Annotated in this window: 14 protein-coding genes; 8 read left to right on the top strand and 6 right to left on the bottom strand. The window is 37.9% G+C overall.

Features of this window, described 5'->3' with window-relative positions:
• The first annotated feature begins 102 nt into the window (after positions 1 to 102).
• The 4 genes from PLEUR7319_RS0102500 (at position 103) to PLEUR7319_RS0102485 (ending at position 5,202) form a co-directional block, all read left to right on the top strand.
• On the top strand, positions 103 to 777 hold the full coding sequence (locus PLEUR7319_RS0102500) for a hypothetical protein (RefSeq protein WP_237743498.1): 675 nt from the start codon (positions 103 to 105) through the stop codon (positions 775 to 777).
• A gap of 79 nt (positions 778 to 856) precedes the next feature.
• Positions 857 to 2,569, top strand: coding sequence for an IS1634 family transposase (locus PLEUR7319_RS0102495; RefSeq protein WP_019503630.1), 1,713 nt, complete (start codon positions 857 to 859; stop codon positions 2,567 to 2,569).
• Between the two features lie 77 nt (positions 2,570 to 2,646).
• Entirely contained in the window at positions 2,647 to 4,173 is a 1,527-nt protein-coding gene (locus PLEUR7319_RS0102490; protein ID WP_019503629.1) for a hypothetical protein, read from the top strand.
• An 87-nt stretch (positions 4,174 to 4,260) separates the two neighbouring features.
• Positions 4,261 to 5,202: a DUF1350 family protein gene (locus PLEUR7319_RS0102485; protein ID WP_019503628.1), complete on the top strand. Its 942-nt coding sequence runs from the start codon at positions 4,261 to 4,263 to the stop codon at positions 5,200 to 5,202.
• 259 nt (positions 5,203 to 5,461) lie between these two features.
• On the opposite strand, the gene PLEUR7319_RS37700 is transcribed toward PLEUR7319_RS0102485, so the two are convergent.
• The 5 genes from PLEUR7319_RS37700 to PLEUR7319_RS0102460 all read right to left on the bottom strand — a co-directional run bounded on the left by PLEUR7319_RS37700 (position 5,462) and on the right by PLEUR7319_RS0102460 (position 9,506).
• Positions 5,462 to 5,992, bottom strand: coding sequence for a pentapeptide repeat-containing protein (locus PLEUR7319_RS37700; protein ID WP_019503627.1), 531 nt, complete (start codon positions 5,990 to 5,992; stop codon positions 5,462 to 5,464).
• 804 nt (positions 5,993 to 6,796) lie between these two features.
• On the bottom strand, positions 6,797 to 6,997 hold the full coding sequence (locus tag PLEUR7319_RS33945; RefSeq protein WP_019503626.1) for a hypothetical protein: 201 nt from the start codon (positions 6,995 to 6,997) through the stop codon (positions 6,797 to 6,799).
• A gap of 200 nt (positions 6,998 to 7,197) precedes the next feature.
• The gene (locus tag PLEUR7319_RS42440; protein WP_019503625.1) at positions 7,198 to 7,377 is read right to left on the bottom strand and encodes a hypothetical protein; all 180 of its coding nucleotides are present in this window, start codon (positions 7,375 to 7,377) and stop codon (positions 7,198 to 7,200) included.
• Positions 7,378 to 7,579: 202 nt separating this feature from the next.
• Positions 7,580 to 8,752 (bottom strand): transposase, encoded by a 1,173-nt coding sequence (locus PLEUR7319_RS0102465; protein WP_019503624.1) that lies wholly within the window; start codon positions 8,750 to 8,752, stop codon positions 7,580 to 7,582.
• 241 nt (positions 8,753 to 8,993) lie between these two features.
• Entirely contained in the window at positions 8,994 to 9,506 is a 513-nt protein-coding gene (locus PLEUR7319_RS0102460; protein WP_019503623.1) for a hypothetical protein, read from the bottom strand.
• 640 nt (positions 9,507 to 10,146) lie between these two features.
• Between PLEUR7319_RS0102460 and PLEUR7319_RS0102455 the strand changes: the two genes are divergently transcribed.
• On the top strand, positions 10,147 to 11,886 hold the full coding sequence (locus PLEUR7319_RS0102455) for a ShlB/FhaC/HecB family hemolysin secretion/activation protein (protein ID WP_019503622.1): 1,740 nt from the start codon (positions 10,147 to 10,149) through the stop codon (positions 11,884 to 11,886).
• A 60-nt stretch (positions 11,887 to 11,946) separates the two neighbouring features.
• Positions 11,947 to 14,454 carry a CHAT domain-containing protein gene (locus tag PLEUR7319_RS0102450; protein WP_019503621.1) on the top strand — a complete coding sequence of 836 codons (2,508 nt, stop codon included), beginning with the start codon at positions 11,947 to 11,949 and terminating at the stop codon, positions 14,452 to 14,454.
• A gap of 33 nt (positions 14,455 to 14,487) precedes the next feature.
• On the opposite strand, the gene PLEUR7319_RS0102445 is transcribed toward PLEUR7319_RS0102450, so the two are convergent.
• A complete protein-coding gene (locus tag PLEUR7319_RS0102445) occupies positions 14,488 to 15,327 on the bottom strand; it encodes a DUF928 domain-containing protein (protein WP_019503620.1) in 840 nt (279 codons plus the stop codon).
• 484 nt (positions 15,328 to 15,811) lie between these two features.
• Between PLEUR7319_RS0102445 and PLEUR7319_RS0102440 the strand changes: the two genes are divergently transcribed.
• Complete coding sequence (locus tag PLEUR7319_RS0102440) at positions 15,812 to 16,447, top strand: hypothetical protein (protein ID WP_026102260.1); 636 nt, start codon at positions 15,812 to 15,814, stop codon at positions 16,445 to 16,447.
• Between the two features lie 17 nt (positions 16,448 to 16,464).
• The gene (locus tag PLEUR7319_RS0102435) at positions 16,465 to 17,442 is read left to right on the top strand and encodes a DUF1822 family protein (protein ID WP_019503618.1); all 978 of its coding nucleotides are present in this window, start codon (positions 16,465 to 16,467) and stop codon (positions 17,440 to 17,442) included.

Genomic DNA, 17,442 nt, shown 5'->3' with positions numbered 1-17,442 from the left:
ATTTTAAAATTGACAAAAAACTAGGACGATCCGAAGGGTACACAGAGAGTAATTGCTTTCCTGACAATTATTATTGCCGAAATATTCATTGAATTAATTATCGTGGGCTATCGAAATAATATGGCTTATCAAAAACTTTTTTGCTATTTAGGGCTTAGTGCGATCGCAATACTAGGAAGTGGATTGCCAGCATTCTCAGAAGAGACTGAAAATGCTAGACCGCCATTTGAAGTAGGACTCGTGCCTCCAGCTCCTGCAAAATCTACAGCTCCTGTAACACCTCCAACAACAGGTAATGACTGTGGTCTAAAAACTAAGCAAAATATAGAAAATCGCAGCCAAAGAGTCGAACTATTTTATTATCGAAATGCAAAAAATATAGTTAACCTATTAGGTCAAATACCTCTAGAAGAAGGTTGCGCGATCAACTTACCACTAAATTCATTTCAAGCTGGACAGGGAGTTGGACGTGGAGGGGGCAATATCCTATCACTCTACGGTACTCAAGAATATATCGATGATGCTCAAAGATTTATTGCTTCCCTCGATCTTCCGTTACCTGGAATTAATCTGCAATTGTGGGGAGTTCAAATTTCAAGTAAAGACTCTGAAAAGCTAGCTAAAACTACCTCTAAAGTACGCTGGCGCATCTCGGAAACTCAAAGACTATTAAGAGATACTTTGGCTCTGATTCAAGGAATTTCACAAGTTACTTTGCAAAATTTAGATCCCAACTTTGAGGTAGATACTGAATTTACCGACTCACGGTTCGCTTAAATCAAAGATGGCTAGAAAAATAAAACAGCTCAACTGTATGCTGAGAAAGAAGTTGAAAGAATAGAGAGACCAACCCGTCTTGAAAGGAACTAACTCAGAAAGAGCAGATGATCTTCCTCTAATTATTCATTGGCTAAAGCAAATGGAAATAGCATCAATAATTGATCGAGAGCTACCTGTTCCTCATGGGAATCGAAAAGGATTAAGCTACGGTCAATTATCAGTCCTATTTCTAAGTTATGTAGTGAGCCAATCAGACCATCGATTATGTGCCGTAGAACCATGGGTAGAAAAACATCGGCAAACCTTAGAAATAGCAACAGGATGGAACATTGGGGGCAAAGATGCCACAGATGACCGACTAGCTGACTTATTAAGTGTCATCGGTTCATCGGAAAATCAAGGGCGAGAGAAAGTAGCAATTCAATTGGGACAAAGCACAATACGAGCTTATGAATTACCAACGGACAAAGCCAGAAGCGATACCACAAGTTTTAGTGTCTATCATCAGCCCACAAAAGAAACAGAAGGAACTAACTTGCTGAATTTTGGTTATAGTAAAGACCGCCGCCCTGATTTGGTTCAATATCGTCAAATGTTAGCTACTCTCGACCCCATGGGAATGCCTCTATTGGGAGCTACATTATCAGGAAATGGAACAGATGAATCTCATTATCTACCAACATGGCAACAATTGGTGGAGATTATTGGTCACAAAGATTTCTTGTTTCTCGCCGATTCTAAAGGCTCTACTTGGAATAATCGGGGGAAAATTAATCAACAAGGAGGAATTTACTGTTTTCCGCTAGCGATGCATCAGCCTCGTCCCAAACTGTTATCGCAATGGGTGGCTAATCCACCAACAGCAGTGCAAGAAATTTGTCTCAACTCCGAAGCCGAGTCAGAATCTCCCATTGGTAAGGGTTTTGAAGTTCCGTTGGGCAGTCTCTGGTATGAAAAAGAACATCAAAAGTGGCATCGTTGGTCAGAACGATGGTTAGTGGTTTGTTCTTATGCTTTACAACAGCGTCAACTTAAAAGCTTGTCAGCTCGTCTGAGTAAAGCGGAACTTGCCCTAGAAAAACTCGCTAAAAAACCACCACAAGATGAGGTAGCTCTACAAACCAAAGTGGAGACTATTCTGAAACGTTATCGAGTTACGGGGCAGATCTTAACTGCGATTGAGAAGAAAATTGGCTATCAAAAAGTTTATCAAGGTGCTGGTCGAGGAAGTAAGAATCGTCCCTCTCGTCGTGTTCGTCAAACTACTCTTTCCTTGACTTATCAACGTTGTGAGACCGCTATCACCCATCAACAATCCATCGCTGGTTGGAGATTGTATGTAACTAATGCTAATTCACAGCGTCTTTCTCTTGAGCAAGCTGTTAACTCTTATCGGGAGCAATGGCAACCTGAAAGAGGTTTTCATCGTTTTAAACGAGGTCGTCTTCCCGCTTTACCCATCTATTTTCAAGATGAAGAACGGATTCGAGGGCTGATGTTTTTACTAACGATCGCCCTGACTCTGTTTACCTTGATGGAATTTGTGGTTCGTCGCCAACTAGCGGTGACAAAGCAATCACTTCCTGGACTTTATTCAGGCAATCCCAAGCGCACTACTTTTCGTCCCACTGCTGAACAATTGCTAGCTGCTTTTGGCGATCTAACTTTGTATCTTTATCCTGATGGCTCTACTGAAATTAGTTCTCTTAATTCTCTTCAAAGACAGATTTTAAATCTGATGAAGATTCCTGAATCGATTTACATTCTTCCCCAGCTAGTTCCTGATTGACTCCAATCCAGCAAATAATTGCTGTGACTTGATTCTATCCTCTTTATTTGATTCAATGCATTTTATTTAAGCGAACCGTGAGTACCGATATTGCAAAGCAATTAGGGTATGAAGATGCGATCGATGGTTTAGGAGGTGAATCATCGATATTAGAAGTTTTTTTGGTTGGTAATACCGTAAAAAAAGAACAAAGAGTTAAATTTTATAATAGTTTATACAATTCTCTTGTCGGACAGATGAAGGAAGATAATCAAGCAAATAGCGAAGTGCAAAATTATTCTCCTCTTAAGCCGTATCTTGATGAACTTAAAAATGATATAGATCGTCCTCCCTTTGAAAGAATTTTTAGATCCCGCGGACTAAAACCTGATTGCATTCAACCTCATAATTATGAAAAGCTTAAACAGCAAGAGGAAAATAGAGAGCTAAAATGCAAACAATGGGAGTGGAAGAAAGATACAAAAATTCCTCTGGTAGATATAACTGCTAATTTTGAGAGAAAGGTATTACTAGAATTTGCGTTTTATTATGCTGATTTTATCGAAAACCCCAATAATTTTGACCCACAAGAGCTGAAAAGAACTGCTGATAACCTTAATAAACTGCTTCAGACAACATCCGATCTTCTTCAGAAAGATATCGAAGATTTATTTATCAAACCAACTCTGGCAATGATTCAACAAGAAGTTGGTGATAATAAAGGCGTAGATTTTGCTCAAGTAGGTAGGAGTACTATCTCTACTCTCGATGGTGTTGAGACGCAAATTAGCACCAGCTCAACTAGTGGTTTCCAAATACCTCAGTCTCAAGATTTGGGTGAATTGTTAGCCAGAGCCGAAGAACTCCAAAAGTTAATTGGAGGTTTTATCCCTACGGAAACGTCACCAGGTGCTTCAGAAGCTAGTGAAATAGTTAAAGTTGCTCCACTGCCTTCATCCCAAGTCATAGCTTTAGCTGTTGCAGCATTAGAGCAAAAATCTACCCCAGTTGAAATAGAAACAGGTACAAGCCTGTCCTTTACCCCTGGCATCTCACGAAGTTTAAATTCAGCCGAACTTAACATCAATTTAACAGTCGCCGATCCTACGATTAAGCCCACAGCAGAAGAAAACGTACTTTCAATATCCCGCATTGGCAAACAGGAATTGCATACTACTGTCTATACTCAAGCTTTAGATTTTTTCGATCTTTCTACCTTTACTAGTCAAGCTACATTAGATGGTGGACGTACCCCAATTCCGATTATTGGTAATATTTGGAATGCAATATTTGGTGCTATTCCAGTGTTTGGTGACTTGTTTAGTATCTCAAATGGAAATCAGAATGTACTTCATGAAAGCTTGATACTAACTAACTCCTTTATTACGCCCACACCTTTAAGCTTAGGAAATCTCTATTCACCTAATGATGCCATGCCTCCTTTCAAAGAAGAAGGTTTCTGCACACAAGTAGTAAATCTAAATGAATATTTTAACTCTCTCTCTCCAAGTCAATCTATTGCTGGAAAACCATCTTTCCCTATTACTAAAAATATTGAAGCTCGCTGTCCAGATATATTCACAATAGAAAAAGATTTAAATTTGGAGTATAAATCTTCAAATTAGAAGTAATAGATAAGCAATTGAAGTATTGTTTAGGAAGTACTTATCTGCTTCAAAAATTATGACAACCCCAATTACTTGAAACATTTCATGGTTAATTTTGATTCTATAAAAGGTTCAAATACTAAAGTCGCCTTTCATCCTCAACCTAAAGGTGTTATCCAGTTTGTTGGAGGCTTTATTTCTGGTTCTTTCCCACAAATTTCTTTTAAACATCTTTTTCAGCATTTATACGAGGCAGGTTATTCACTGATTGTTTATCATTTTCCATTTCATCCATTGCAATTTAATCATTGGTCGGTAGCTATTGAAATCTTAGATGATTTATACAAAGTACGTTTTGAAATTATCAAGAAGTTATTTTGCACTACAGTTAGCGATCGCCAATTAAATTTTTATACCGATGATAGTAACTATTTTTGGTTAGGTTACAGTTTGGGATGTAAATACATCTTATTACTGGAAATTCTTAGTGATGATTATGAGAGATTTCAACGAAGGGATGAAGTCTTAAGCTCGTGTTTAAGTAAAAAAGATTTTAAGAAAACACAAAAAGATATAGAAAGAGCCGATCGCAATCGAGAGGAAGCTATCAATAGCATTTCAGACCTACTTGGAAGATCGTGCCAAATAAATCCGTTTATCAAAGATCAACCGAGTTTATTGGTAGCTCCTGAAATTAATAACACAGTACAGATAGCTAACCAATATATTAGTTTGTTTAGTTTCTGGGATTTCCCAAGTCTAGATACAATACAGTGTCTAATCACAGCTAGTACAGAAATTTTCAACTTAATGGGATTAATTTCCTTCAATCGTGACACAATTGCCAAAGATGACGTTGAATTTTTAAAGCGTCAACTGCAAAATCGAACATTTAAACCTTTACTCCACAAAGTATTTGAAGGAACACATAATGAGCCACTGGAAAGTAATGTTGAGAATTTAGTATCTTGCATCAATCTAATCCTACAAGAACTAAGACAACGTCAACGTTACGGCATAGCAGGAACTGTTGAATGTGAAACTTGAGCAGTGAATAGTGATAATATTTGAAAGCACAAACTGTCATGATATAGCCGTACAAAGTTACGTTAGGACAAGTTTATTTGATTGCTCGTAAGTAATGAGTAACGAGTAACGAGTAATGAGTGTCCTAATAAAAGTTCGTAGTGCTATACTATTGGCTTATGCTTGCGTTTCCATTCAGCAATGCCCGAAAAACTAATCAACCTCAGTAACTTTTCCTCAACAAACAACATTTTCAGTATTCTTTGCGCATCATCCTGAATCACTGATTCAAGCGTTTCACATTTTTCCAGCTTGTACCGTCTTCTATGCTGTTTTCGATTGAAGCGTATCGAAGATCCGCTTCATCAAAAATAACATTAGTCAGATTGCAGTCTAAGAATGATGTACCCAGCAGACTAGCATTACGAAAAGTTGCTCTACTTAAATTTGCCTCGTAAAATTCTGCCGCAAAACAATCAGTATTGTCAAAATTAGCATTTTTTGCTTCTACACGATGAAATTCAGCTTCATTTAAATTCGCACCCCTAAAGTCTACAGCAGTCAATTTAGACTTGTCGAAGATAGTGCCGTAGAGATTGCAATTTACAAATTTACATCGAGCAAATACCGAACCAACAACATCAATATTTGAAAGATTAAGTTGACTAAAATCAAAATCTTCGATTATGTACGCTGACAAATCTACACTCTCCCCTGGTTTCCCCTTAGAAGTTTGATAGAGAGATAGTTTTTCTAGAATAGAATTTAAGGCATCGTGAGCCAAAAATTCAAGTTCTTTTTTCCTTTTCACCGTTATTTTCTCCTATTTCATCATGATTCTTCTGTTTCGACTCTATGAAGACGACTTTTTTGGTCATCATCTAAATTACTGTCAAGCCAACTGTTTAGTTCTTGGCAATCTTCGTCAGTAAGTTGTAATTAATAAAGTACTAATTATTGCAACTTTAGATTTCATGATTCGTTTCTCCTTAATTAGATTCATTTAAGTTAATCGTAGAGATTCGACTAAGGAAAAACATCTGAAAAACGTCTTGATTCTTCCCTCAACGAAAGGGATAACTACCTTCCAACTTTCGTTGATTTGTTGAGTATATTAACCTAAGACTAAAGTTACCAAACTAAAATATTTATAGTAACCAAAATGATCAATCTAAGAAAATATATGCGAAGTATTCATAGATATAGTCATTCCAAATAGCAACCAGATGATTTTCAGAAAAAGTAGCATAGGGGAGCCGTAAGTTTGGCGACGTAAGCAAGTAGCAAGTAATATTTTAGTCTGCTGCTAAGCTTTAATTAAAGTTGTGGCGATGAGTAAGATGATCATCACAATTATAGGAGTCATAATAGTTTAATGATTTAGTTGGTTGTGTTGGTATGAAGCTTTTACCAAATCTTTATCACCTGTGGCGATAGTATTGAACAATTCCAATTACCCTGATAGCGATCGCGTAGCCTGGACGGAGTCCAATCGCCCTTCGGGCAGTGGCAAAGCCAATCGCACGATCGCGCCCAAGCTTACCCTCACAAACTAAATCATCCTTTTTATCTGTTCTCTTTTCTGACTGATTGAATTTTAGATAAAGAGTAAAACCTAGGAGATAGTTAATTCTTGATCGGGAATACTATAGTGAGCGCGAAGTGAAAGCTCTGCTGTAATAGTGACGTGTTCTTTTTTTATCGTGAGATATTCGCTATAGTCAGCGATGGTATCTAAGTCAACAAAGTTTAAAGTAGTTTCAGCGATCGCCCAAAAGAGAAAATTAGTGCATAATTTTTGCCATCTAATTGTCATCTTTATCACCTCCTTTGTCTTGTAGATTTTGGCGTAAATCTATAATTCGGTTTCATGAGACGTAAGTTGATGCAATATAAGTTGTGTCAACTATATAAGAAACCTTTTATGCGCGAAATTCTTTTTTTTTACCCAGATCTGATAATTTTTGATTTGAAAGATGGGGTTAAATTGAATCTCTCAAATTGTTACTGCTGCATTTAAAAACTATTAAAGTGTATGAAATTATTCGTACTCATAATTTCAATCAAACGAAGCTGAAAGGCTCCAGTTAATCCAGCTGATATCATCTTTGTTAGTAAATTTGAAATCTTTACAATACTGTCAAAGCCGAAAGTTGTAATTAATAAAATACTCAAAACTTTACCTTTAGATTTCATGTTTTATTTCTCCTTAATTAAATTCTTTCAATTAAATTAATCTTAGAAATTTAATAGAGAAAAAACATCTGAAAAACGTCTCGAATTCAACCTCAACAAAAGTAATAATCATCGTATAACTTTCGCTGATAAGTTAAGTATTTTTCTCTGTAACTAAAGTCGTAATCCTGGCTGATGGACACATCTCAATCAAAGCTCAATCTTATTGAGCACAATGAAGAGAGCGTATACGAGAAAATAGTAACTGCTCATAATAGTCGGCTTCTGCTCGACGACTAGCAAAACAACGCTGTGGAGTTCGATAGGGTAAGGGCAACAATTGAAGTAACTCTCTGCCTTTGTGAATTGTACCTCGTAGCCATCGCAAGCCGATCTTTAAATAACTCAACCCTCTCGAATAATGAAGATCAACTTGCTGCCTTAATCCTGACAACTCGACTGTAGTTCCCATAATAGTGCTGTAAAGAATAGCTATAGCTACCACTAAATAAAGACGATTCAGTTTTTGAGTATCTCGTAAACGAGAATCAGTTAAACCAAAAATCCCAGATTTGCTATCTAAAAATAGTTCCTCAACACGAAAACGAAAACCATATTGCCACAGAGTCTGAAGAGTAGGAGTTTCATCGGTGATTACTGCCCAGGGTTCGGCAACTGTTTTTGGATAAGCCAAAGCAAGATTAACAGTCTCTATTCCTGATTCCCAAAGTCGAATCTGATGATACATCTTTGCTTCTCCCCGAACAGCCCGTAGCCTAGAAACAGGACAAGCACACCAGCGATGAACACCCCAAATTAGAGTATCACTGGGAATACGAATTGAATAATGCCAAGTTCTCTGTTTTAACCATTTCAAAAGTGCCTGATTGGCAAAACCTCTGTCTGCCAATAACATGACATCACTTTGGTTTCGTAATAACCATGATGCTTTTCTCAGAAGCGGTTGATAAATCTCAAATGCAATTGTGGCGCTGTTATGCTCTGTGACTGACCAGAGAAATGGAATTGCTCGACCACTACAGATAATAGATAAATGAGTCATGCAATATTTATTCCAGAGCATTGTAGTGTCTAAAGCTAAATATATTCTTCCCTTCGACCAGTTGTTGATTGCTGCCATCACTAGAGGAAGATAAATTTTGGCCACTTCCACTTTTTGATTGGTTAAAAAGCGTCCCCAGCGTTTCTGATAGCTTTGAGCTTGAGTAGCTCGGCTCACCACATAGGGTTCCCACTCTGTTAAATGAAGACTTTGACTCAATAACACCCCCATTACCATCCAACTCAACGTAATTAAATGTCTTTTGTCTGAATAATGACTGTGTTGACGCAGATATTGCATTAGTTGATTATAAAGAGGTGGATGTTGAGTCATGATTTTTCACGGGTTTTTCGCCATCTCAGTGTCTCATGATGATTGCCCACTTTTCTACGCTAATCATACTTTTCACCCACTTGTGTCCATCAGCCAGCCACAGGCGGCGAACTATGCGCCTTTGTCTGTCACATGCGGTGTCCGCTGCCCGCTGCATTCCGCAGTTCAAGACTATATTTGAACGACTAACTACTAATAACTAACTACTAATTACTCCTTTTATTTCCCCTTAATTAAATTATTAGTTAGCATAAAATTTCACGTGTTTACCATCTTCCCCTTCTCGGTCAAACTTACCTTTAAAAGCCCAATTAATATAGCCACCATCACCTTGGTTGGTAAATTCACCTTCTCGAAAAATCCAAACACCATAAGGTATGCCATCATAATTTACCGTTTTGTAATCAACTTGATCGATTTGAGAATCATATTCTTGATTCAAGTTAAAAACCATCACGTTGTATTGTTGATCGTAAGCTTGCCAAGTCTCTTGTACCATTGCTTTAACAAATGCGTCACGATTTTCGTCAGTTCCCACTCTTTGCATGATCAGTTCGGCAATTCCTACCGGATCTACTGTACCGGCGGCAGCCTCACCAGCGACACCGGCAGCAGCACCTGCACCCGCCATGAGAGTTTCTTGCTGATTTTGTTGGTTTGTCATATCAACCAAACCTTCATTAGCTGTGGCAACATTACTAAAGCCTAAAGTTGTAACTAATAAAGTACTAACGATTGCAACTGTAGATTTCATAATTTAATTCTCCTTAATCAAATTCTTTTAACTAAATTCATAGTAGAGATTCGACCAGGGAAATACATCTGAAAAACGTCTTGAATCATCCCTCAACGAAAGGGATAACTACCCTCCCACTTTCGCTGATTTGTTGAGTACATTTACTTAAGACTAAAGTCCCCCAAAGTTGATTTCACCAAGGCTGTTGCCTTGGAGGGAATAGGGAATAGGCAACGGGCAACAGTGCTTTTCTGTTCCCGTCTTACGTGGTTTTACTAGCTGTGTGCGATGCAGCGTAGCCCACGCGCTGTTCCCTTGGTCTGAACACATGCGGCGAACCGTCGCCTTTGTCGTCTTTCAAGACGGAAGGAGTTTGGGAGAGGTCTAAATCCTCGCACCATTCTTGTCACTATTCCCTATTCCCTGTTCCCTGTTCCCTTTAATTTGAGATTAATGCAACTTGAATCCCAATTTAAAGGCAACGAGTAACTAAATGTAACAAAATGCAGAATACACTTTAAGCGTCATGATAAGTCTATAGTTCGAGAGTATCTTTTCACTAGAAAGTGCATTAATCACCCTAACGCACTTAATCATCATAGTAATGTAGCTCTTAGTTTTCCCTCAGATATTAGTCTACTGTCCAACAGAGTTATACATGGTGAAGCAAAAAACTTTTATTCATAGATTTAAAGTTACTAAAATACCTTTGCTATCGATAGTTTATTTATTAACAATAACTAAACTGGCTAAAGCACAGGATGTTCCAGAACCTCCAACTCCCCCCTTACCACCTCCAACTCAACCAGAAGAACCAGAGACTCTCCCCTCTTTAGAAGAAATACTCCCCGAACTGGAGAATCAGCCTACACCAGATAATTCAGATACGATCAAAGACATCCTCAATACTGTTTTTGTCAAAAAGTTTGAGATTGTAGACAGTACAGTTTTTACCCCAGAAGAATTAGCAGTAGTTCTCAAACCTTATACTCTGCGTCGTTTGTCGTTTACTGAAATTTTAGCTGCCCAACAGGCGATTGATCGCCTTTATGTTCAGAATGGTTATATTACTTCGGGAACTTTTTTACCACCACAGAAACTCGAAAATGGCATCATCACCATTGAAGTGGTCGAGGGAACTTTAGAGGAAATCAACATTTCTGGTTTAAACCGACTTAATTCTGGCTATGTTCGTAGTCGCCTTGAAATTGCTACTAATGCTCCTTTAAATAGAGATAAACTCCTTAATGCGCTGCAACTTTTACAGTTAGATCCATTAATTGAAAATTTAGCTGCGGAGTTGACCGCAGGAACCAGACAGGGAAGTAGTATTCTGGAGCTTAATCTACAGGAAGCCGATCCTTTTGACTTAACTTTGAGCTTTGATAATTTTCGCGCTCCTAGTGTCGGGACGGATCGCAGAAGTATACAACTAACTCATCGTAATTTACTAGGATTAGGCGATCGCTTTAGTATTGGTTATCTGAATACCGACGGTAGCAACTCCCTCAATGATCTTAACTATACGGTTCCATTTAATCCTTACAATGGTACGCTTAATTTTCGTTTTAGTTTGACAGATAGCCAAATTATTACCTCACCTTTCGATCAGTTTGATATTGAGTCAGAAAACACTAATTACGAATTTACCTATCGTCAGCCTATCTTACAAAAACCCACCCAAGATTTAGCTCTTGGTTTAACTTTTGCCAGAAATAATTCTCTAATCACCTTGGGTGGTGAACCAGAACAGTTATCGCGAGGAGCAGAAGTAGATGGGGAAACTAAAATTAGTGCGCTGCGTTTTTTCCAAGAATATACAAGACGTGATGCTAACCAAGTTTTTGCTTTGCTATCTCAATTTAGTTTAGGTATCGATGTTTTTGATGCCACTATTAATAATAATGAAGAACCAGATAGTAAGTTTTTTGCTTGGCGCGGACAAGCTCAATATCTCAGGCTGCTCAATCCCACTTTTACCCTGTTATTACGCTCGGATCTTCAAATAGCTAATAAAGCCTTAGTCCCAACAGAACAGTTTAGTTTGGGAGGTGGTTTAAGTGTTCGAGGTTATCGTCAAGATGCTTTATTAGGAGATAACGGTTGGTTTAATTCTGCTGAAATTAGAGCCACAATTCTTCGTTTGCCCCAATGGGAAACTACTATGCAACTAACTCCATTTGTTGATTTTGGTAAGGTTTGGAATTCAGATGATTTGGATGATTTGCCATTAGATACTAATACTTTATTCTCTGTTGGTGTTGGGCTACGGTTACAAGTTAGCGATTATTTCGCCGCTCGTTTAGATTGGGGGATTCCTTTAGTAGATCTGGATACGGCAGGGGATAGTTTACAGGAAGAAGGGGTTTATTTTTCCCTCGAATTAAAACCGTTTTAATGATGCGTTTGGTAGGGGCGAACAGCTGTTCGCCCTTACATTAATTATCGAATCGAGATTATGTATAAATTAAACAGATTATTATTATTTATCAGTGCGATCGCCTTAATTTTCTTAATTCAACAGCCACAGATTGTAGTGGCTACCAGCAATCAAACGATTCAATCAATTCAATCAATCGAGCAAGAAGCGCAAGAGCTATATCAACAAAATCAATATTCAGAGGCGATCGCCTTATTAAAAACTGCGATTAAACAATATCAACAGCAGGGCGATCGGATCGGCAGAGCGATCGCCACTCGTAATTTAGCTTTAATTTATCAGAAGTTAGGAGAATGGGAACAGGCAAAAGCAACCCTCACTCAAGCTGAACAGTTGATTCAAGCGATTAATCATGAACCAGAAAGGAGTCAGTTATTAGCCCAAGTTGGGGAAGTTAAAGGACAAGTAGAATTATCTTTAGGGCGATCGCAAGCAGCTTTAGAGACTTGGCAGCAGGCTACTTCTTTGTATGAAGAGCAAGGGAATATTTCAGGATTAATTCAGGGGAAAATTTACCAAGCATACGCGCTACAGGCATTGGGTCTGTACTCTCAGAGTATTAAAACTCTCACTGCAACTAAAAAACAACTTCAAAATAAACCTGATACTTTAATCAAAGCTCAGGCTTTACTCAATCTTGGTGACGTTTTGAATCGAGTTGGGAAATATCAGGCTGCTCAGACAACATTAAATTCAGGACTAGCGATCGCCAAAAAACTAGAGGATAATTCGACTATAGCTGATATTTTCTTGAGTTTAGGGAATAACGCCAGATTTCAAGAGCGACTGCCAGTAGCCCTTGACTATTATCAACAGGCGATTGATATAGCACCGCAGCCAAGCATTCAATTAAGAGCCAAACTGGATCTGCTCGGTGTTTTAATTAGCTTACAAGACAAGAAAGCTACCTCCAACTTAGTCACAGAAATTGAGCAACTTCTAACTCAACTCCCTGAGCAGCAAACTACCATTCAGGGTCAAATTAGTTTAGCGCGACATCTGCTTAATTTGGATACTGAACCAAGACAAATAGCAGAATTATTAGTTAGTGGAATTAAGCAAGCTCAAAAATTAGATATTAAAAGGACTGAAGCCGAAGCCCTGGGAGTTTTGGGTCATCTTTATGAACGTAATCAACAATGGTCAGCAGCCAGAGCCATTACCCAAAAAGCTTTAGTGACTGCACAAAGTATCAATGCCAGAGAATTAACTTATCAATGGCAATGGCAACTGGGTCGCATCCTGAAGGCTCAGGGCAATAGAGCCAAGGCGATCGCCGCTTATACTCAGGCAACGGACAATCTACAGATTTTAAGAAGCGATTTGGTAGCTATTAGTTCGGATGTACAATACTCTTTTCGCGATCAAATCGAGCCTGTTTATCGGGAATTAGCAGTTCTCTTGTTAGATCCTCAAGCAAGCCAAGCTGAATTAAATCAAACGAGACAAATAATTGAATCGCTACAAGTGGCTGAACTAGATAATTTCTTTCGCGATGCCTGTTTAGATACCAAACCCCAACAAATCGATCAACTAGATCCTACAGCAGCAGTTATCTACACTATTGTGCTTGGTAATCGGCTAGAAGTGGTTGCAGCTATTCCTAATCAACCATTACGCCATTATGCTACTAAACTACCTCCAGCAGAAATCGAGCTGGTGATTACCTCTGCTAATAGTCAACTGCTTGAGCCTCGCCGTCTAAATTTAAAGCTCTTCCAGCAGGCTTATGATTGGTTAATTCGCCCTTTAGAGGCAGAGCTAAAAACTAACAATATCCAAACTTTAGTTTTTGTTCCCGATGGTATTTTGCGTAACCTTCCCCCTGCTGCCCTACATGATGGTCAACAATATTTAATTGAGAAATACAGTGTGGCGATCGCTCCTAGTTTACAACTAACCGAATTACAAGCCATTGACGTAGAGCAACAAAACATATTATTAGCAGGACTTTCTGAATCTCGTCAGGGTTTTCCTAGCTTGCCAGGAGTTAAACAAGAAATTGAGCGAATTCAACCTCTATTTACTTCCTCGGTGTTGCTCAATGATAGTTTTACGGAACTCAACTTTAATCGCTTTGCCAGTCAGACTCCTTTTCGGGTAGTTCACCTGGCAACTCATGGTCAATTTAGCTCCAATGCTGATGATACCTTTATTTTGACTTGGGATAATCGAATCAATATTGATGAGTTAAGTCGTCTCCTTCGTGGAGATAGTAAGCAACTACGTCCCATTGATTTACTGGTGCTTAGTGCTTGTGAAACAGCTTCAGGCGATCGCTTAGCTGCCTTGGGATTAGCAGGAATTGCAGTTCGTGCAGGAGCCAGGAGTACAGTGGCATCTTTATGGCCAGTTAGCGATCTAGCTACTGCCACCCTAATGACACATTTTTATGAGGCATTAGCTCAAGGCAACATAACTAAAGCTGAAGCACTCCGTCAAGCCCAAATCTCGACCCTAAAGAACGATTCGTTTGCCCACCCTTTTTTTTGGTCGGCATTTATCTTAGTGGGAAATTGGCTATAAAACTAAGATTTAGCTAGTAAAGGGCTTCGCCCTTTACTTTTGATTGCTACTAATTTGTAGATCTAAGATACATGGTTCAATAGAGGACTTTTGATGAGCTAAGTCTTGCCAACCTAGTTTAATCAGTAACTGATTCCAAGCCCTTTCTATTTGAGTGTTATTTGGTTGAGCCATGCGACCCTGGGCTAATTCGGTTAGGGCATCGTATAAAAAGTTGTTTTCTAGGTAAACCTCAGACCTTTCTGGCTTAGAAGCTGCAGCTAATTGTTTTTCTAATTTAGAGTCCGATGACAAACGAGTTATCCATCCTGCCAAAATAGTTTCTGACCCCCGATATGGTCCAGCACAATCCACTGAGAGACTCCAACTGTAGTTTGCTTCTGAAGATAAAGCGTATTGTTTTTCTTGAGGTAAGGTAATACCTAAAATTCCTGATTTATTTGTTCCCTGAATTACTCGCTCGTATACTTTTTTTCCGGTTTTTAGCTCTGAAACTACGAACTTGATCTCGGTTGTACGATCAATATTATTAGGAATGTGAAACCAGAAACTAGGATAAGCAGCGGCCGTAAACTCTCTATTTCTGTCTCCTAGTAAATAAGATATATTTTGAGTCTTGTCTCCACAAACAAAATTCCAGGGCTTATTTCCTCTAGTTCCCCCAGCAGAAAAATCTCCTTCAGGAGAACCTGTTTTTGGCGCTGGAGGTAATCTATTACTGGTATTCTTTTTTTCTTTACCTTGTGCAGATTGAGGAGCAGCACAAAAAGTAATTACAAGCAAAATAAAGATTAATTGCCAAGCTTTTAAATACCCAATTATCCACTGATTATTTTGCCTTTGCCTTTGGGAGTAAATAGTTTTTAAAAACATTTTTAGATACTTTCGTAGAAAAACAAATATTTAGTTGTCATAAAAGCTGGTGGCTATTAACTATCAGCTATTAAGTGGAAGAGTTTTTTAGATTTAACTTCGTATTATTCATATTTATACTACAACTTACAAGAAGTCTAAACATACATTTTCAATTAGTCAATAACTAGTTGATAGATGATTAAGCTATAGTCTCAACTGAATGATACCAGTAAATTTAATGCTTAATTTAAACTAAATATAATATTAATTTTTATAACAAATTGCACAACGATTATGTTTAAACTTGAAATTTAACTAGACCTCATTATTGAGCTGAATACAGTGTAGAATCCAAACTGCTGAAATTAGCAAAATCAAAAGTCTACTTAAAACTATTAGATGTGGGTTTAAATTAGCCCACTATTGATTAAAGTTTAAAGTTGTCGGTGTGTGGCTTACTAACCGCTATTTGTTACTGGCTATTTTGGTACAAAAGTACTATATTGTGAAAATATCAGACAATTTAACCTGGCTCGTCCAAGAAGCCTGTAAATACCCTCCTGGGCATAGAAAACGTCAAAAAATATTAACGCGAATTATACGATTGGTCGATCATAAGTTATGGAAAGAAAACACTCCCTATTACGAAGATGCATTACAAGAAACCTGGATTTATTTTTGTCAAAATATTTGTGAGCAAAAAACTGCTAAGCCATATGATCCAAATAAAGCTAGTATTATCACTTGGCTAAATAACTATCTGAGATGGCGATTAAAAGATGGTTACATCAAAATAGAAAAGCAAAAAAAACAAAGAGCATCTGTTCGAGTTGATGAAAACAATAAAATTATTGATCCTGTAGATAATTTACCTGCCAAAGCTAATTTTTTTCCCATATTACAAGAGATTGAAGAATGGGCGACAAACGATCCCGAGGATAAGTTAAGTTACACTTATTTAGATCGACATCCGCAAATCACTTGTCAGCTTTTAATTTTGAACAGGTTACCGCCAGAAACTCCTTGGAAAAATTTAGCAGCAGAATATGGAATTCCGGCAGGAACTTTGAGTAGTTTTTATCAACGTAAATGTAAACCACTTCTACGAGAATTTAGTAGATCTCAAGGGTATATATAAATACGGTTTAAGTTATTATGATTCTTGATTTTCAAAATATAGAAAATATTGCTATTGCATTACCTATAACCTCAGACAGTAGAAAAATAGCCAATAATTTTGCTAGCCAACAATTTAATCAGCAAAAAGCAGAACAAATATTTTTAAATACCCTTGCAGTTTTAACAGTCAAAAATTATTTGGATCTACTGGGTATACCTACAAATTTAGCTGGTAGTGATAGCTGGGATCCAGTTATGCGAATCTGTGACAATGTCGCAGATTTAGACATTTTCGAGCTGGGGAAACTAGAATGCCGACCCGTTAGAAGTGCCGATTCTAGTTGTCATATTCCGATGGAAGTTTGGGATTTACGTCTTGGATATGTCATTGTCAAAATTGACGATTCCTTTAAAAATGCTAAACTCCTCGGATTTGTACCCCAAGTAACTACCGAAGAGTTGACTATTACTGACTTAAGACCTATAGAAGCATTAATAGATCATTTACACGATGTAAAAGAATTAACTTTTACTCCCCCATTAGTTAATCTTGACCTCTGGTTGCATAATATTTTCACTGCTGGTTGGAAAACAGTAGAGAGTCTCTTAAATCCAGAGCAATTAACTCTAAACTGGGGATTTAGAAATACTGAATTGACTCCCGAGAATTCTTTAGAATCAGAAAATATAGAAAATATTGTCCAGAGAGCCAAATTAATCGACCTGGGAATTCAATTAAGAGATCGCCAGGTAGTACTGCTAGTAGAAATTAACCCTGAACTAAAGGACAAAATTGCCGTTACCCTACAAGTACATCCTCGACCCAATGATGCTTACTTACCTGAAGCTCTTATCTTGAAAGTCATAGAATCATCGGGGGAAGTTTTTATGCAAGCTCAATCCAGAAGCCAAGATAACTTTATTCAACTGCAATTTAGTGGACAAAAGGAAGAGCGGTTTACAGTCAAAATAATTTTAGATAATGCTGAGCTTACGGAACAATTTCAGCTTTAA

The sequence above is a fragment of the Pleurocapsa sp. PCC 7319 genome, from assembly GCF_000332195.1.
Lineage (GTDB): Bacteria > Cyanobacteriota > Cyanobacteriia > Cyanobacteriales > Xenococcaceae > Waterburya.
Note: the sequence above shows the minus strand (reverse complement) of the source record. Positions and strands in the feature narration are given on the sequence as shown.

Coding starts and splice junctions, on each gene's coding strand:
- PLEUR7319_RS0102485 (WP_019503628.1), top strand. CDS start 4,261: ATGGTTAATTTTGATTCTATAAAAGGTTCAAATACTAAAGTCGCCTTT.
- PLEUR7319_RS33945 (WP_019503626.1), bottom strand. CDS start 6,997: ATGACAATTAGATGGCAAAAATTATGCACTAATTTTCTCTTTTGGGCG.
- PLEUR7319_RS42440 (WP_019503625.1), bottom strand. CDS start 7,377: ATGAAATCTAAAGGTAAAGTTTTGAGTATTTTATTAATTACAACTTTC.
- PLEUR7319_RS0102465 (WP_019503624.1), bottom strand. CDS start 8,752: ATGACTCAACATCCACCTCTTTATAATCAACTAATGCAATATCTGCGT.
- PLEUR7319_RS0102460 (WP_019503623.1), bottom strand. CDS start 9,506: ATGAAATCTACAGTTGCAATCGTTAGTACTTTATTAGTTACAACTTTA.
- PLEUR7319_RS0102455 (WP_019503622.1), top strand. CDS start 10,147: ATGGTGAAGCAAAAAACTTTTATTCATAGATTTAAAGTTACTAAAATA.
- PLEUR7319_RS0102450 (WP_019503621.1), top strand. CDS start 11,947: ATGTATAAATTAAACAGATTATTATTATTTATCAGTGCGATCGCCTTA.
- PLEUR7319_RS0102445 (WP_019503620.1), bottom strand. CDS start 15,327: ATGTTTTTAAAAACTATTTACTCCCAAAGGCAAAGGCAAAATAATCAG.
- PLEUR7319_RS0102435 (WP_019503618.1), top strand. CDS start 16,465: ATGATTCTTGATTTTCAAAATATAGAAAATATTGCTATTGCATTACCT.